At 60.2% G+C, this 15,546-nt stretch carries 16 protein-coding genes; 11 read left to right on the plus strand and 5 right to left on the minus strand.

Translation table 11 applies throughout. From position 1 onward, the window contains the following. Nucleotides 1–148: 148 nt before the first annotated feature. The 10 genes from IB250_RS10160 (at nt 149) to IB250_RS10205 (ending at nt 11,264) form a co-directional block, all read left to right on the plus strand. A complete protein-coding gene (locus IB250_RS10160; RefSeq protein ID WP_050683259.1) occupies nt 149–865 on the plus strand; it encodes a FadR/GntR family transcriptional regulator in 717 nt (238 codons plus the stop codon). A 129-nt stretch (nt 866–994) separates the two neighbouring features. Further along, complete coding sequence (locus tag IB250_RS10165; protein ID WP_192344003.1) at nt 995–1,870, plus strand: SMP-30/gluconolactonase/LRE family protein; 876 nt, start codon at nt 995–997, stop codon at nt 1,868–1,870. 269 nt (nt 1,871–2,139) lie between these two features. Beyond that, on the plus strand, nt 2,140–2,958 hold the full coding sequence (locus tag IB250_RS10170; protein ID WP_123494571.1) for an SDR family oxidoreductase: 819 nt from the start codon (nt 2,140–2,142) through the stop codon (nt 2,956–2,958). Between the two features lie 130 nt (nt 2,959–3,088). After that, nucleotides 3,089–4,093 (plus strand): substrate-binding domain-containing protein, encoded by a 1,005-nt coding sequence (locus IB250_RS10175; RefSeq protein ID WP_192344004.1) that lies wholly within the window; start codon nt 3,089–3,091, stop codon nt 4,091–4,093. A 66-nt stretch (nt 4,094–4,159) separates the two neighbouring features. Further along, entirely contained in the window at nt 4,160–5,704 is a 1,545-nt protein-coding gene (araG, locus tag IB250_RS10180) for an L-arabinose ABC transporter ATP-binding protein AraG (RefSeq protein ID WP_192344005.1), read from the plus strand. A gap of 9 nt (nt 5,705–5,713) precedes the next feature. Next, nucleotides 5,714–6,682 carry an L-arabinose ABC transporter permease AraH gene (gene araH / locus IB250_RS10185; protein ID WP_123357792.1) on the plus strand — a complete coding sequence of 323 codons (969 nt, stop codon included), beginning with the start codon at nt 5,714–5,716 and terminating at the stop codon, nt 6,680–6,682. Between the two features lie 264 nt (nt 6,683–6,946). Then, nucleotides 6,947–7,660 carry a GntR family transcriptional regulator gene (locus IB250_RS10190; RefSeq protein ID WP_192344006.1) on the plus strand — a complete coding sequence of 238 codons (714 nt, stop codon included), beginning with the start codon at nt 6,947–6,949 and terminating at the stop codon, nt 7,658–7,660. After that, nucleotides 7,657–8,664, plus strand: a complete 1,008-nt coding sequence (locus IB250_RS10195) for an ADP-ribosylglycohydrolase family protein (RefSeq protein WP_192344007.1) — start codon at nt 7,657–7,659, stop codon at nt 8,662–8,664. Before IB250_RS10190 ends, IB250_RS10195 begins: the two co-directional genes overlap by 4 nt. A gap of 211 nt (nt 8,665–8,875) precedes the next feature. Continuing rightward, entirely contained in the window at nt 8,876–10,342 is a 1,467-nt protein-coding gene (locus tag IB250_RS10200) for a purine-cytosine permease family protein (protein ID WP_192344008.1), read from the plus strand. Continuing rightward, nucleotides 10,335–11,264: a PfkB family carbohydrate kinase gene (locus IB250_RS10205; RefSeq protein WP_192344009.1), complete on the plus strand. Its 930-nt coding sequence runs from the start codon at nt 10,335–10,337 to the stop codon at nt 11,262–11,264. Before IB250_RS10200 ends, IB250_RS10205 begins: the two co-directional genes overlap by 8 nt. 150 nt (nt 11,265–11,414) lie before the next feature. Here IB250_RS10205 and IB250_RS10210 read toward each other — a convergent pair whose 3' ends face one another. The 5 genes from IB250_RS10210 to IB250_RS10230 all read right to left on the minus strand — a co-directional run bounded on the left by IB250_RS10210 (nt 11,415) and on the right by IB250_RS10230 (nt 14,642). Continuing rightward, entirely contained in the window at nt 11,415–11,795 is a 381-nt protein-coding gene (locus tag IB250_RS10210) for a Rho termination factor N-terminal domain-containing protein (protein WP_192344010.1), read from the minus strand. A 112-nt stretch (nt 11,796–11,907) separates the two neighbouring features. After that, complete coding sequence (locus IB250_RS10215; protein ID WP_007903936.1) at nt 11,908–12,162, minus strand: hypothetical protein; 255 nt, start codon at nt 12,160–12,162, stop codon at nt 11,908–11,910. 54 nt (nt 12,163–12,216) lie between these two features. After that, nucleotides 12,217–12,531 carry a hypothetical protein gene (locus IB250_RS10220; RefSeq protein ID WP_192344011.1) on the minus strand — a complete coding sequence of 105 codons (315 nt, stop codon included), beginning with the start codon at nt 12,529–12,531 and terminating at the stop codon, nt 12,217–12,219. A 140-nt stretch (nt 12,532–12,671) separates the two neighbouring features. Beyond that, nucleotides 12,672–13,877, minus strand: a complete 1,206-nt coding sequence (locus IB250_RS10225; RefSeq protein ID WP_192344012.1) for an MFS transporter — start codon at nt 13,875–13,877, stop codon at nt 12,672–12,674. An 87-nt stretch (nt 13,878–13,964) separates the two neighbouring features. Beyond that, nucleotides 13,965–14,642, minus strand: a complete 678-nt coding sequence (locus IB250_RS10230) for an HD domain-containing protein (protein WP_192344013.1) — start codon at nt 14,640–14,642, stop codon at nt 13,965–13,967. Nucleotides 14,643–14,999: 357 nt separating this feature from the next. On the opposite strand from IB250_RS10230, the gene IB250_RS10235 reads away from it, so the two are divergent. Next, entirely contained in the window at nt 15,000–15,482 is a 483-nt protein-coding gene (locus IB250_RS10235; RefSeq protein ID WP_095634928.1) for a GNAT family N-acetyltransferase, read from the plus strand. The last annotated feature ends 64 nt before the right edge of the window (nt 15,483–15,546 follow it).

Below are 15,546 nucleotides of genomic sequence, written 5' to 3' on the forward strand. Positions count from 1 at the left end.
CTTCGAGCAGGATTCGGACGAACAGCCGTGTCCTCATGACGAGGCATCTGAAAATCCAATTGACACCCAATCATATGATGATTAGCGTGGACACCCATCGCGAACGGCTTTGTGTCGTTTCTTTTTATCACCGGTCGACGAGGTGCCCATGTCCAGCAGTTTTCATGCGTCGACGGTCGACTGGCTGGGGTGCTGGATTGCTGCCGGCCAGGTAAAACCCGGCGAAACCATCAAAGTCGAAGCCGACCTGGGCGAGCAGCTCGGTGTCAGTCGTACGGTCATCCGCGAAGCCATCAAAACCCTGGTGGCCAAAGGCATGCTTGAAGTCGGGCCGAAGGTCGGCACACGCGTATTGCCGGTGCGGCGCTGGAATCTCTTCGATCCGCAAGTCGTCGGCTGGCTGTCGCGCAGCGGCTTACCGGAAAACTTCGTCGACGATTTGCTCGACCTGCGCCGCACCATCGAACCCATGGCGGTGCGCTGGGCCTGCGAGCGGGCGACGGTGGAACAAGTGCAAGCCGTACTCCAGGCCTATAACGCGCTGGAACGGGCGGTGGACAGCGGCATCGATTACAACCGCGCCGACCAGTTCTTCCACGAGTGCATCCTCGCCGCCAGCCACAATCAATTCATCGAACAAATGGTCCCGGCCCTCGGCGCGTTGCTGGCCGTGTCTTTCGAAGTGTCTGCCGCTGATCCGGACGAACTGCGCCGAACCTTGCCAATCCACAAAGACATGGCCGACGCCATCGCCGCCCGGGATGCCGCACGGGGTGTGTGGGCTTGCATGACGCTGATCGATAACGCGGACCTGGCGATCAAACGCTTCTACCCGCAAGTCATGGCCGACAAGAAGGCCAGCTAACAATAAAGAACCCTTGTGGGAGCGGGCTTGCTCGCGAAGGCGATGTGTCAGGCGACAGAGATGGTGAATGTCACGGCCTCTTCGCGAGCAAGCCCGCTCCCACATAAAAGCATTAAAAAAGGAGGTTTCATGACGTGGACTGCGGTTACCGGACACCGTGCGCAACTCGGCGAAGGCCCGTTCTGGGATGCTCCGACCCAGGCGCTGTATTGGGTAGATATCGCCGGTAAGCAAGCGTTGAGGCTGATCGGCGCTAATGTGGAAATCTGGCAGATGCCGGAGCACGTGTCCGCATTCATCCCCTGCGAAAGCGGCGATGCCCTGGTGACATTGAGCAGTGGGGTTTATCGGCTGGATCTGGATTCCCCGGGCCTTGAACCTCGGCTGAGCTTGTTCTGCGTCGCCGATCCGCAACCCGGCAATCGCCCCAACGAAGCCCGCTGCGATGCCCAGGGCCGGCTCTGGCTGGGCACCATGCAAAACAACATCGGTGAGCAGGGCGAAGATTTGCCCGTCGTGCGCCGCTCCGGTGGCCTGTTTCGCATCGACCGCGATGCTCGGGTCACGCCGCTGCTTCGAGGATTAGGCATCCCTAATACATTGCTGTGGAGCGACGACGGCACAACCCTGTATTTCGCCGACAGCCTCGACAGCACGCTTTACCGGCATTTCATCCATACCGACGGCAACCTGGACACCGCCTATGTCTGGCTTGGCCCCCACGAACGCGGAGGCCCCGACGGCTCGGCGATAGATGCCGAGGGCTATATCTGGAATGCCCGATGGGATGGCAGTTGTCTGCTGAGGCTGAACCCGGACGGTTATGTGGATCGGGTGATCGAACTGCCGGTCAGCCGTCCCACCAGTTGTGTGTTCGGTGGCGAAGACTTCAAAACCCTGTACATCACCAGCGCCGCAAGCCCGCTCAATCATCCGCTGGACGGCGCGCTGTTATCCATTCGAGTGGATGTGCCCGGAAAACCCTGTCAGCGATTTGCTGGATAAATCCCAAAATATGGGATGTAAAATTATATATTGAGATTATTTGGTGGTCGGGTTTATAGTCGGCCCCATCAGTTACACGCACTCACACTTAAAAAAACAAAACAGGTGAAGTGATGCAGCGATATTCCACCGCACTCCCGTACGGAGTCAGTGCTTCAGGCCGCCTCGGCGCCCGGGCGTTTTCGCGCCTGCCTGGTCCCAACAGCTTTTTGACCGGACATCGACAGATGTCCGGTTTTCGTCGTGCCTTCAAACAGGAGTGTTGATCCATGGCTGAACCTCTTTCCTTGCCACCGGTGCCCGAACCGCCCAAGGGTGAGCGCCTGAAAAACAAGGTGGTGCTGTTGACCGGTGCCGCTCAGGGTATTGGCGAGGCGATTGTCGCCACCTTCGCCTCCCAGCAGGCCAAGCTGGTCATCAGTGATATCCAGGTCGAGAAAGTTGAAAAAGTCGCGGCGCACTGGCGTGAACAAGGCGCGGATGTCGTAGCGATCAAGGCCGACGTGTCGCGCCAGCACGACCTGCACGCCATGGCTGAATTGGCCATCGAACTTCACGGCCGGATCGACGTGCTGGTCAACTGCGCCGGGGTCAACGTGTTCCGCGACCCGCTGCAAATGACCGAAGAAGACTGGCATCGCTGCTTCGCCATCGACCTGGACGGCGCCTGGTATGGCTGCAAAGCCGTATTGCCGCAAATGATCGAGCAGGGTATCGGCAGCATCATCAACATCGCCTCCACCCATTCCACTCACATTATTCCCGGCTGCTTCCCGTACCCGGTGGCCAAGCATGGCTTGCTCGGGCTGACCCGCGCCTTGGGCATCGAATACGCACCGAAGGGCATTCGGGTCAACGCCATCGCCCCGGGTTACATCGAAACCCAGCTGAACGTCGATTACTGGAACGGTTTTGCCGACCCCCATGCCGAACGTCAGCGAGCTTTCGACCTGCATCCACCGCGGCGCATCGGCCAGCCGATTGAAGTGGCGATGACCGCTGTGTTCCTGGCCAGTGATGAAGCGCCATTCATTAACGCTTCATGCATCACCATCGATGGTGGGCGCTCGGTCATGTACCACGACTGAATGCCCCGGGTTTCAAACGCGAAACTACGTCTGAAATCCAATCATCATACGATATGACTATTGGCTGCGTGCTTCGACCGCTGTATTGGCTTTCAAATAACGCTCAAAAAAAATAACAAGGAGTCAGCTTATGAAACGTCGTCGTGGGATCCGTTCCCTGTGCTGTGCCGCTTTGGCGGTCACCGCGGTCAGCCTGAGCAGTACGTTGCTGGCGGCCGAGGAAGTGAAGATTGGTTTTCTGGTCAAGCAAGCGGAAGAGCCCTGGTTCCAGACCGAATGGGCCTTCGCCGAAAAGGCCGGCAAGGACAAGGGCTTCACCGTCATCAAAATCGCCGTGCCTGACGGCGAGAAAACCCTCTCGGCCATCGACAGTCTGGCGGCCAACGGCGCCAAGGGCTTCGTGATCTGCCCGCCGGACGTGTCCCTGGGCCCGGCGATCATGGCCAAGGCCAAACTCAACGGTTTGAAAGTGATCGCCGTCGATGACCGTTTCGTCGATGCCGGCGGCAAGTTCATGGAGAACGTGCCGTACCTGGGCATGGCTGCATTCGAAGTCGGCCAGAAGCAGGGCGCCGCCATGGCCGCCGAAGCGAAAAAACGCGGCTGGGACTGGAAAGACACCTACGCGGTGATCAACACCTACAACGAACTTGATACCGGTAAGAAACGCACCGACGGTTCTGTCAAAGCGCTGGAAGACGCCGGTATGCCGAAAGACCACATCCTCTTTTCGGCGCTGAAAACCCTCGACGTACCGGGCAGCATGGACGCCACCAACTCAGCCTTGGTGAAGCTTCCGGGGGCGGCGAAAAACCTGATCATCGGCGGCATGAACGACAACACCGTGCTGGGCGGCGTGCGCGCCACCGAAAGTGCTGGTTTTGCCGCGGCCAACGTGATCGGCATTGGTATCAACGGCACCGATGCCATCGGTGAACTGAAGAAACCCAACAGCGGCTTCTTCGGCTCGATGCTGCCGAGCCCGCACATTGAGGGCTACAACACCGCGAGCATGATGTACGAGTGGGTCACCACCGGCAAAGAACCGCCCAAATACACCGCGATGGACGACGTTACGCTGATCACGCGCGACAACTTCAAGCAGGAACTGGAAAAAATCGGCCTGTGGAACTGAGGCGCGGTTGATTTCATCGGCGGCCCTGGCGATGGGGCTGCCTGACCGGTGTGATGAGGTGGGTTTATGCACGCGCACGTACAAACAAATGAACAGAGTATTGGCGGCAGCTTGCGCTTCAACGGGATCGGCAAAACCTTTCCCGGGGTGAAGGCGCTGGACGGCATCAGTTTCGTCGCCCATCCGGGGCAGGTTCACGCCTTGATGGGCGAGAACGGCGCCGGTAAATCCACGCTGCTGAAAATCCTTGGCGGTGCTTACACGCCGAGCAGCGGCGATCTGCAGATCGGCGAGCGGACGAGGGTCTTCAAGTCCACCGCCGACAGCATTGGCAGCGGGGTCGCGGTGATCCATCAGGAGCTGCATCTGGTGCCGGAAATGACCGTCGCCGAGAACCTGTTTCTCGGGCATCTGCCGGCGAGTTTCGGTCTGATCAATCGCGGCGTTTTGCGGCAACAGGCATTGGCCTGCCTTAAAGGCCTGGCCGATGAAATCGATCCGCAAGAGAAAGTCGGGCGCTTGTCCCTCGGCCAGCGGCAACTGGTGGAAATCGCCAAGGCGTTGTCCCGTGGCGCGCATGTGATTGCGTTCGACGAACCCACCAGTAGCCTGTCGGCGCGGGAAATCGATCGCTTGATGGCGATCATCGGGCGCCTGCGCGACGAAGGCAAAGTGGTGCTTTACGTCTCCCATCGCATGGAAGAAGTGTTCCGCATCTGCAACGCGGTGACGGTGTTCAAGGACGGCCGCTTCGTGCGCACCTTCGAGGACATGAGTGCGCTGACCCATGATCAGTTAGTGACGTGCATGGTCGGTCGCGACATTCAGGATATCTACGATTACCGCAGCCGCCCGCGTGGCGCGGTGGCGCTCAAGGTCGACAGGTTACTGGGGCCGGGCTTGCGTGAGCCGGTGAGTTTCGAGGTGCACAAGGGTGAAGTCCTCGGGCTTTTCGGCCTGGTCGGGGCCGGGCGCACCGAGCTGTTCCGGATGCTCTGCGGGCTCACGCGCAACACCGCCGGGCGCCTGGAATTACGCGGTCATGAACTGAAACTGCGTTCGCCGCGCGATGCCATCGCCGCGGGGATTCTGCTGTGCCCCGAGGACCGCAAGAAGGAGGGCATCCTGCCGCTCGCCAGCGTCGCCGAGAACATCAATATCAGCGCTCGCGGCGCCCATTCCACCTTCGGCTGCCTGTTGCGCGGCCTGTGGGAAAAGGACAATGCCGACAAGCAGATCAAGGCGCTGAAGGTGAAGACGCCCAACGCGGCGCAGAAAATCATGTACCTGTCTGGCGGCAATCAGCAGAAGGCGATTCTCGGTCGCTGGCTGTCGATGCCGATGAAAGTCCTGCTGCTCGACGAGCCCACCCGGGGCATCGACATCGGTGCAAAAGCCGAGATTTACCAGATCATCCATAACCTGGCGGCCAGCGGCATCGCGGTGATTGTGGTGTCCAGCGACCTGATGGAAGTCATGGGCATTTCCGACCGCATCCTGGTGCTCTGCGAAGGCGCGATGCGCGGCGAACTGACCCGCGAACACGCCAATGAATCCAACCTGCTGCAACTGGCGTTGCCACGCCAACGCGCTGCCGACGTGGCGAACTGAGAGGTGACTATGACTATCCAAAACAACGCTTTGCCAACCCCGCGCAAACCGCTGGACCTGCGGCGCTTTCTCGATGACTGGGTGATGCTGCTGGCGGCCGTCGGGATCTTTGTGCTTTGCACCTTGCTGATCGACAACTTCCTGTCGCCGCTGAACATGCGCGGCTTGGGCCTGGCGATTTCTACGACCGGGATTGCCGCATGCACCATGTTGTATTGCTTGGCGTCCGGGCATTTCGACTTGTCGGTGGGCTCGGTGATTGCCTGTGCCGGCGTAGTCGCGGCAGTGGTGATGCGCGACACCGACAGCGTGTTCCTCGGCGTGAGTGCAGCGCTGGTGATGGGGCTGATTGTCGGGCTGATCAATGGCATCGTGATCGCCAAGCTGCGGGTCAATGCGTTGATCACCACGCTGGCGACGATGCAGATTGTGCGTGGCCTGGCTTACATTTTTGCCAACGGCAAAGCGGTGGGCGTTTCGCAGGAACAGTTCTTCGTCTTCGGTAATGGTCAGTTGTTCGGCGTGCCGGTGCCGATTCTGATCACCATCGTCTGCTTCCTGTTTTTCGGCTGGTTGCTGAACTACACCACCTACGGGCGCAACACCATGGCCATCGGCGGCAACCAGGAAGCGGCGTTGCTGGCCGGGGTGAACGTTGACCGGACCAAGATCATCATCTTCGCCGTACACGGTGTGATCGGTGCGTTGGCCGGGGTGATCCTGGCGTCGCGCATGACGTCCGGCCAGCCGATGATTGGCCAGGGTTTCGAGCTGACTGTGATCTCGGCCTGCGTGCTCGGCGGGGTGTCGTTGAGTGGCGGGATCGGGATGATTCGGCATGTGATTGCCGGGGTCTTGATTTTGGCGATCATCGAGAATGCGATGAACCTGAAGAATATCGATACGTTTTATCAGTACGTGATTCGCGGTTCGATCTTGTTGCTGGCGGTGGTGATTGACCGATTGAAACAGCGCTGACCTCCACTTGTGGGAGCGGGCTTGCTCGCGAAAGCGGTTTGTCTGTCGCATTGATGCTGGATGTGCCGACGCCTTCGCGAGCAAGCCCGCTCCCACAGTTGATTTGGGGCGTCCTCAAGTTGTGTGCACGGCAAATCCAGTGTGGCGATCCGACGATTGATCGCGCAGCGGTCGATTTTGAACCGGGATTCTTCACCCACTTTCACAAAATATCCCTTGCTCGCCCCAACCCGTTTCAGCTATGACGGTACACCCGAGGTGTACATGATTAGACCGCTACGAATTGACAAGAAACAACAGGTGGTCGACGAGCTCGTCCGGCGCATCGAAAACGGCCTCATGGAGGACGGCGTTCTATTGCCGGGCGAACATCAGTTGGCTCAAGAATTCAAGGTCAGCCGTGGCACGCTGCGTGAAGCCCTGGTCGAACTGAAGCGGCGCCACGACATCGCTACGCAAGGCGCAGTGGGATCCATCGTCACGTTCGACGGTGTGGTGCTCGATCAGCGCAACGGCTGGGCCCAGGCGCTGGCCGACAACGGGGCGCTGATCAATGCCGAAGTGCTGCGGCTGGAGGCGGTTACTCGTCCGGACCTGCTACCCCGTTTCGGCACCGATCAGTTCATAACGCTCGACCGGCGGCGGCGCGGCACCGATGGCACGCTGGTATCCCTTGAGCGCTCATTGATGCCCGCCACCGGAGGCCTGGAAGGCCTGCCGCGAGTCGGTCTGATCGATGACTCCCTGACCATCACGTTGGCCGCCTATGGCTACATTGGCGATCACGGCGATCAGTGGATCGGCGCCGAACCCTTGAATGCCGAAGACGCCGAATTGCTCGGGCGCCCGGAGGGCACGGTGTTCCTCAAGGCCCTGCGCACCACTTACGACCGTCAGAATCGCTTCATGGAACAGGTCGAAAGCCTGCTCGATCCGGTGCATTTTCGTCTGCACCTGCAAATTGGAACTCCAAAATGACCGCGCTCGACCGTGCGCTGGGCGCCTTCTATGGGCTGGCCCTGGGCGATGCGTTGGGCATGCCGACACAATCCCTGAGCCGCGCCGAGATCAAGGCGCGCTTCGGCGAGATCACCGATCTGCAAGACGCTGGCCCGGATCAACCAATCGCCGCCAACATGCCCAAAGGCTCGATCACTGACGATACGGAGCAGGCGATCCTGGTCGGTCAGTTGTTGATTGAAGGCGAGGGCTGGATCGAACCGCAGGTGCTGGCCCAACGCTTGATCAAATGGGAAGCCGGGATGCAGGCCAAGGGCTCGCAGGATTTGCTCGGCCCCTCGACCAAACGCGCGATCGAGATGATCCTCGCCGGCCACTCGCTGGAAGAGGCAGGCCGCCACGGCACCACCAATGGCGCGGCCATGCGTATCACGCCGGTGGGGATTGCGGCCGATATTGCCGATCCCGAGCGTTTCATCCGCGCCGTGGTGCAGGCCTGTCAGGTGACCCACAACACCACGCTGGGAATTGCCAGTGCGGCGGCGGTGGCGGCGGTGGTTTCTGCCGGGATCAACGGCATGGACCTGGGCGAAGCATTGAACCTTGGCCAGCAGATCGCTCGGCAAGCCGAAAGCCATGGCCACTGGGTCGCTGGCGGACGTATCGCCGCGCGCATCGGTTGGGCGTGGAGCATCAGCGTCGACAGCGACAAGGCATTGCTGGCGGATTTGCTGTACGAGGTGATCGGCACGTCGGTGGCCTCGCAGGAATCGGTGGTGGTGTCGTTTGCGCTGGCTCGGCAAGTGGCTATCGGGCAGATGACGGCCTTCGAAGCGTTGTGCATGGCTGCCGGTTTGGGCGGAGATACCGATACCATCGCGGCGATTCTCGGCGCCATGCTTGGGGCCTGCCTGGGGCTTGAGAGTTGGCCTGTCGCGATGATCGAGCAGGTTAAAGCAGTAAATGATTTGCAGCTGGAACCGTTGGTGCAGGGACTTCTGGCTTTGCGCTATTCGCACTGACGCCATCGCGAGCAGGCTCGCTCCCACAGGGTATGGTGCGATCTCAAGGCACACGCGGTACCTGTGGGAGCGAGCCTGCTCGCGATGGGGGCACCGCCTATTTAGAATTTCACCCGCAATGGAACGCACTGATATGGCAAGGATCGCCGGAATGTTATCTCGACTTCCGAAATTGCCCATAACCACAACAATGGCAACAGGAGCAGTTTTTATGAGTTCATCGAACACCGGGCAAAGTGCCGGGCAATTGGAAACCCGTGGCATCGAGCCGGTGCCGGAAGGGGAGTGCAACGGTCACCCACAGCAACTGTTTTGGGTCTGGTTTGCCGCCAACATTTCCATCCTCGGCTTACCGTTGGGCGCCACGCTGGTGGCCTTCCGCGGCCTGGCGATCTGGCAGGCGATCATCGTCGCCATCCTCGGTGCCGCCGGTTCGTTCGCGGTGGTCGGCATCATCTCCATTGCCGGTCGCCGTGGTCGCGCACCGAGCCTGACGCTGTCACGAGCAATTTTTGGTGTGCGCGGTAATATCGGCCCGACGCTGGTCTCGCTGATGTCGCGACTGGGTTGGGAAACCGTCAACACCACCACCGCCGCATTCGTCTTGCTGTCGCTGTGCTCGATTCTGTTCGGCTCGCCGGTTGAAGCCAAAAGCGCGCCGCTGCTGACCCTGGTGTTCATCGCGATTTTTGTGCTGCTGACGTTGTCGGTGTCTGGCCTCGGTCACGCCACGTTGCTGGTGATCCAGAGGTGGGCGACCTATGTGTTCGGTGGGTTGAACATTCTGGTCGGCGGTTTCCTTTGCGCAACCATCGACTGGAGCGCCGTATTCAACGCCACGCCAGCGCCCCTGAGCGCAATGATCATCGGCATCGGCACCATGGCCGCCGGCACCGGGATCGGTTGGGCCAACGCCGGTGCCGACATGTCGCGCTACCAGCACCGCAGCGTCAAAGCCGTGCGTCTGGTGGCGTCTGCGGCCTTCGGTGCGGGGATTCCGCTGGTCCTGCTGATCACCCTCGGTGGTCTGCTGTCAGTGGGCAATAACGATCTGGCCTCGGCCACTGACCCGATCGTCGCGATCCGCGACATGCTGCCGACCTGGATGGCCGTGCCGTACCTGATCACCGCATTCGGCGGGCTGCTGCTGTCGAACAACCTGTCGGTGTACTCCGCCGGTTTGACCACGCTGACCCTCGGCCTGAAGGTCAAGCGCGTGTATGCGGTGGTGCTCGATATCATTGCGATCTTCGCCGGTTCGATCTACTTCATGCTGATCGCCGAGAGTTTTTACGGCCCGTTCATCACCTTCATTTCCTTGCTGGCGGTGCCGATCACAGCATGGGTCGGGATCTTTGTGGTCGACCTGATTCACCGGCATTACTACAGCCCCAAGGACCTGCTGGACGTCAGCCCGAGCAGCGCCTACTGGTATCGCGGTGGCGTCGAGTGGCGCGCCTTCGGTGCATGGGCGGTGGCGATTGTGTTGGGTTTCAGTTTCACCACCATTGGCACCACTGAACACGATGTCTGGTTCCGGGGCTTTTTGTCCGACTCCTGGCTGGGCCACAACGGCCTGGGCTGGATCGTCACGTTCGTGGTCGCCGGTGGCATTTACTGGGTACTCGGCGGTGCGAAGGATCGCCGCACTGCGTTGATCGAGCCGGCTCATGCCTAATCTGCTACACACCGGCCAGGTCATGATCGACCTGGTCATGGCCGTGGATAAATTGCCTCATTCAGGTGGCGACGTGCTGGCGCGATCCGCCCGTTTCGAGGCCGGCGGTGGCTTCAATGTGATGGCCGCCGCCCGGCGAAATGGCTTGCCGGTGGTCTACCTCGGTGGCCATGGCAAGGGCCATTTCGGCGACATGGCCCGAGAGGCGATGACGGCTGAAGGCATTCGGATCGGCATCGATCAGAGCACTGAGCGCGACACCGGGCTGTGTGTCGCGCTGACCGAAGCCTCGGCCGAGCGCACGTTCATTTCCAGCATCGGTGCCGAAGGCGAATTGACCGCCGAAGACCTGGCGAGTGTGCCGATCGAGGCGGGCGATTTTGTCTATGTAAGCGGCTATAGCCTGCTGCATGGCGGCAAGGCTCAGGCACTGGTGAATTGGGTGCTGGATCTGCCGGACGGGATCAAGGTGGTGTTCGATCCGGGGCCGTTGGTGGATTTGCCGGGCGCGCCGCTGATGAAGGCCTTGTTGCAGCGCATCGATCTGTGGACCAGCAACCGTGTCGAGGCGCTGCGGTTTACCGGGGGGGCAGACATTGCCGAGGCGTTGAATGGGCTGGCGGATCATTTGCCGGCGGACGCCTTGATGGTGGTACGCGATGGGCCGCAGGGGTGCTGGATCAGCCAGCGTGGTGACCGTCAGCATGTGCCGGGATTCAAGGTCACGGCCGTCGACAGCAACGGTGCGGGGGATGCCCATGCCGGGGTGTTGGTTGCGGGGTTGGCGCAAGGTTTGTCAGCGATAGACGCGGCGCGGCGGGCCAACGCGGCAGCTGCTTTGGCCGTCACTCGTTGGGGGCCGGCGACTTCGCCGGGGGCGGTTGAGGTGGATGCGTTGATCCGCGAGACTTTAGGCGCTTGATCCACCGCTTTCGCGAGCAAGTCGAATCGTCGCACCGCCGCTCCCACATTTGATCTGTGTCGTTCACACATTTAACGACCAGCATAGATCCAATGTGGGAGCGGGCTTGCTCGCGAAGAGGTCCTCAAACTCACCATCAAATCCGAATCCTTACCCGGCCCTGCGCAACGCCTCGATCAACGCCTGCTTGCGCATGCTCGAGCGCCCCGGAATCTTCTTCGCCCGGGCTTCTTTCATCAGGCTGTCCACCGTTTGCGTCTCGCGCGAAGCCTTGCTGTTGCGCGGCTTGCCTTCACGGGTGGCCACCGCACGCCGGGCTGATTCCTTGCGATCTGCAGACTTGGCGCTGGCCGGCTTCTTGCGCCCCGAGCCGCCGGCGCGTTCACCTCCGCCTGACTGCTTGTTCACCGTGGCCCAGGCGCGAGCTTCGGCTTCATCTTTCGACACGCCTTTGTGCTCGTAGCTTTCTTCGATGTGTTCGGCCTTGCGTTTCTGCTCGGCGGTGTATTTGTCTTTGCTTCCACGAGGCATGGGATTTCTCCTGGCTGTAGGCGCTGGCGAAGGCTCGGGCCGCGTTCGGACGATCTTTGCTCTTCAAACATTCACAGGCAAAAGATTGCAGCCTGTTGCAGCGCCAACTCGGTTAGACATCCAGCTTGCGCGCCGCTTCAACCCCAGCGGCGCTGAGTTTGATTGGCAGGTTCAGCGAGTGCTCGCCGGCTTCGTTGCAGATCACATGACCGTGCTGGATCAGCCCGCGATCCTGCAGAGTGGCGAGGGTGCTGGCCACGACTTTCTCCCCCCGGTAATTGTCCAGAACCTCCTTGCCCAAGCCATTCGGGTGGGCGTGCAGCAGGCGGGTCAGGACTTCTTTTTCCAGGTTTTTATCGACGTTCATGGTTACCTCTTCGTTAGGACGGATAGGTATTGCAGGTCGCTCGCGTCGGCGATTTTATTGATTGACGCTACGGCCTTCGGAGCCCGAGCCACCGGTGGTGGTTTTCGAGCCGACGCCGGTTCCGGCGTTGTCGGGAGTCTGGGGACCGGGTGTATTCATCCCGCCCTGAGCGCCCGCGTCGTCGTGATAAATCCGTGGGTCTGTGGCCGTCGGAGAAGGCGATCGGCCGCTGTCGATGCCCTGGGTGGTCGCAGATTCGGGCCTTTGGAGTGGATCGGTCGGGTCGGTCCCGGAAGAGCTGGTCGCGGCGAGCGCGACAGAGGAGAGCAGCGTGGTGAGAGCGAGGGCGGTCAGTCGGGACGTGGTCATGGTGTCGTCTCCGTTGATTAGAGTCCTTACCTGATGTTGGTCCTTTCTGACCTGGATTGGTGCCTGATGAACGACGAATGGTCTAGGGGGCGTTCTCAATGATTTCCCGGCGCGACGGGGAAACTCATTGAGAACGCCCCCTAGGCCTGCTGCAACGATTTGATCCTGCTCACGTGACGCCAGATCAACCGACCTGCGGTGATCAGCCAGTTCAACAGGGCCACCGCCAGTACCGTGAGCAACAGTGTCACCATCCCGTGTTCGACGATGATTCTCCCAGCCAGCAACGGAAATCCGAACACGCCGACGAAGTAGGACAGGCTGAACAACAGCAAGGACTGCGAGGTGGTGCCGGACGGCGCTTCGTTCGCCGCCAGGCCATTGATCACCGAATACGTCAGCCCATAACCCACTCCAAGCATCATCGCCGCCAGCACGTAGCTGAACCCGTCATCGACGACAAAACCGAACATCAGGATCGAAACCATCATCAGGCCCGACAACAGGCAGGATGCACGCAATGGATCGCGTTTGACCACGAACCCGGCAATCAACATTCGGCTGCTGATCGCCGCGCCCATGAAGCCGAAAAAGAACAGTGAATAATCAAGTGAACGGGACGCCGCGTAACTGGTTTGAAAACTCGACAGACCACCGAATACACAGCCGCCGAGGCCGACCATGATGATCGGGAACACGGCTCTGGAGGACAATATCCGGGCCGTTGCGCGCCAGGATATTCGTGCGACTGACGCTGATGCCGAGGGCGTTTTCTTGAGCTGGGCATCCAGCCGCCAGAACAGCAAAGCACCGATCAGGCTGGCCAGCGCCGCGAGGTAAAACGCTGCCGTCACCGGATACCCGAGAGCGCTGGCTGCGCGGCCCAACAATGGACCGCTGCCGATCCCGGTCATCATGCTGCCCGACAGCAGCGCAAAGTATTTAGCCCGTTGCGCAGGCGTCACCATACTCGCGACGATGATCGGTCCGAGCGTGTAGAAAACGCCCCAGCCCAACCCTAGCATCAGTCCAAAAAACAGCAGCAGATTGCCAAAGCCAGGCGTCAAGGCAAATCCCAGGCTGGCGGCCACCAGCAAGAGGCTGAACAGTGCAATGGAGCGCGCCGCGCCGAGCAGGTCGGACAAGTGACCGGAAACAATTACCGCAGCAAAGGTGCTGAGCATCGCCGCCGAAATCACGCTGCCGGCATCGAGTTCGTTGCCACCGCGAGAGCCAATGAGCAACGACAGTAGAAAAGTCGAGCCATAGGACAACGACAACAAATAGCTGGCGAGGCAGAACAGGCTGAACAACCTGCTTGAGACGGGTGGGGCGGCGGTAGACATGAGTCGTTCCTTGACTTGATAGAAGTGATTGTCATCTATCTATCACGTAAGGTACCGATGATAGGTCTGTGGTTACCGATTTCAGGGTTAGCGCAGACCGGAGTAATGCTCTGGGCAGACGCCGATTTCTTCCTTGAACAGCTCCATGAAACCCTTCAGGCGTTCGTGGCGAATCTGTGCCAGACGTTGACCGGTGGTCGTTTGGAAACCGTCCGCCAGGTGCAGCAACTTGGTCTGGAAATGATCGAGGCAAAAGCGCTTGTCGTCGTAGTCCCGCACTTTTGCCTCTGGGTCCAACGGGTCGTACAACGCACTGCCCATGCGCCCGGCGATGTAGAAAGTACGCGCCACGCCGAGCATGCCAAGGGAGTCGAGGCGGTCGGCGTCCTGGATGATTTTCGCTTCGAGGGTGGTGGGCGTGATGTTGGCGCTGAAGCTGTGGGCTTCGATGGCATGAGCGACCGCTGTAATTTTTGCGCCAGGCCAATCCAGGGCTATCAGTACGGTCGAAGCTTTCTGCGCCGCCAGTCGTGATGCCTGTGAGCGCAGCGGCGAGTTCTTCTCCACCGCCACGCAATCGTGCAACAGCACGGCGGCCAGCAGTACCTCAAGATCACCGCCTTCTTGCGCATGAAGCGTGCGCACGTTGTGCCACACCCGCTGCAAGTGCGACAGATCATGGGCGCCATCCTCGCCAGGTTCCAGCGCGTGGGGCAGCAGGCTTGAGGCCAGATTATGCAGAGGCGCAAAAGCGATAGCGGTCATAAAAGTCCTTTAGTGTGGAAACGCTTTTGTGACTTGGGGGCTTGCCCCAATGCCAGTAAGTTAAGCCGTAAATGCGATCCGTAGCAGCTGCCGAGCCTGCGAGGCTGCGTTCGGCTGCGAAGCAGTCGTAAAACCAGGCATTGCGGTGCTTCAGACAAACCGCGCCAGCCGGATTCACGACTGCTTCGCAGCCGAACGCAGCCTCGCAGGCTCGGCAGCTGCTACATAGAGTATGTTGCGACTGTGATTTCTTAACGTATCGACATTAGCCACAAAACCCCGCTCCACCATTTCTCATGTGACGAGCGCCGCGCGCGGACTTAGTATGGCGTTTTCAACTTTTCACAAGGCACGTCCATGACGATCGAAATCCGCCCGGCAACCCCCAGCGATGCTCCGCAAATCCTCGCGTTCATCACTGAACTGGCCGACTTCGAACGTGCCCGCCACGAAGTCATCGCCAGCGTCGCCGACATCGAGCGCAGCCTGTTCAGCGAAGGCGCCACCGCCCATGGCCTGATTTGCCTGCGCGATGGCCTGCCGATCGGCTTTGCGGTGTTCTTCTTCAGTTATTCCACCTGGTTGGGCAGCAATTGCCTGTACCTCGAAGACCTCTACATCACCCCTGAACAACGAGGCGGCGGCGCCGGTAAAACCTTGCTGCGCCACCTGGCGAAAATCGCCTGCGCCAACGACTGCGGCCGTTTCGAATGGAGCGTGCTGGACTGGAACAAACCGGCGATCGACTTCTATAAATCCCTCGGCGCACAACCGCAGGAAGAGTGGGTGCGGTATCGGATGGATGGGGCGGTGTTAAGGGATTTTGCCGAGGGCAATTGATCCCCTAAAAGATCGCAGCCTTCGGCAGCTCCTACACGGGATTGTGTTCGACCGCGTTATTGCG

Origin of the sequence: Pseudomonas sp. PDM09, from assembly GCF_014852305.1 — a bacterium.
GTDB lineage: Bacteria > Pseudomonadota > Gammaproteobacteria > Pseudomonadales > Pseudomonadaceae > Aquipseudomonas.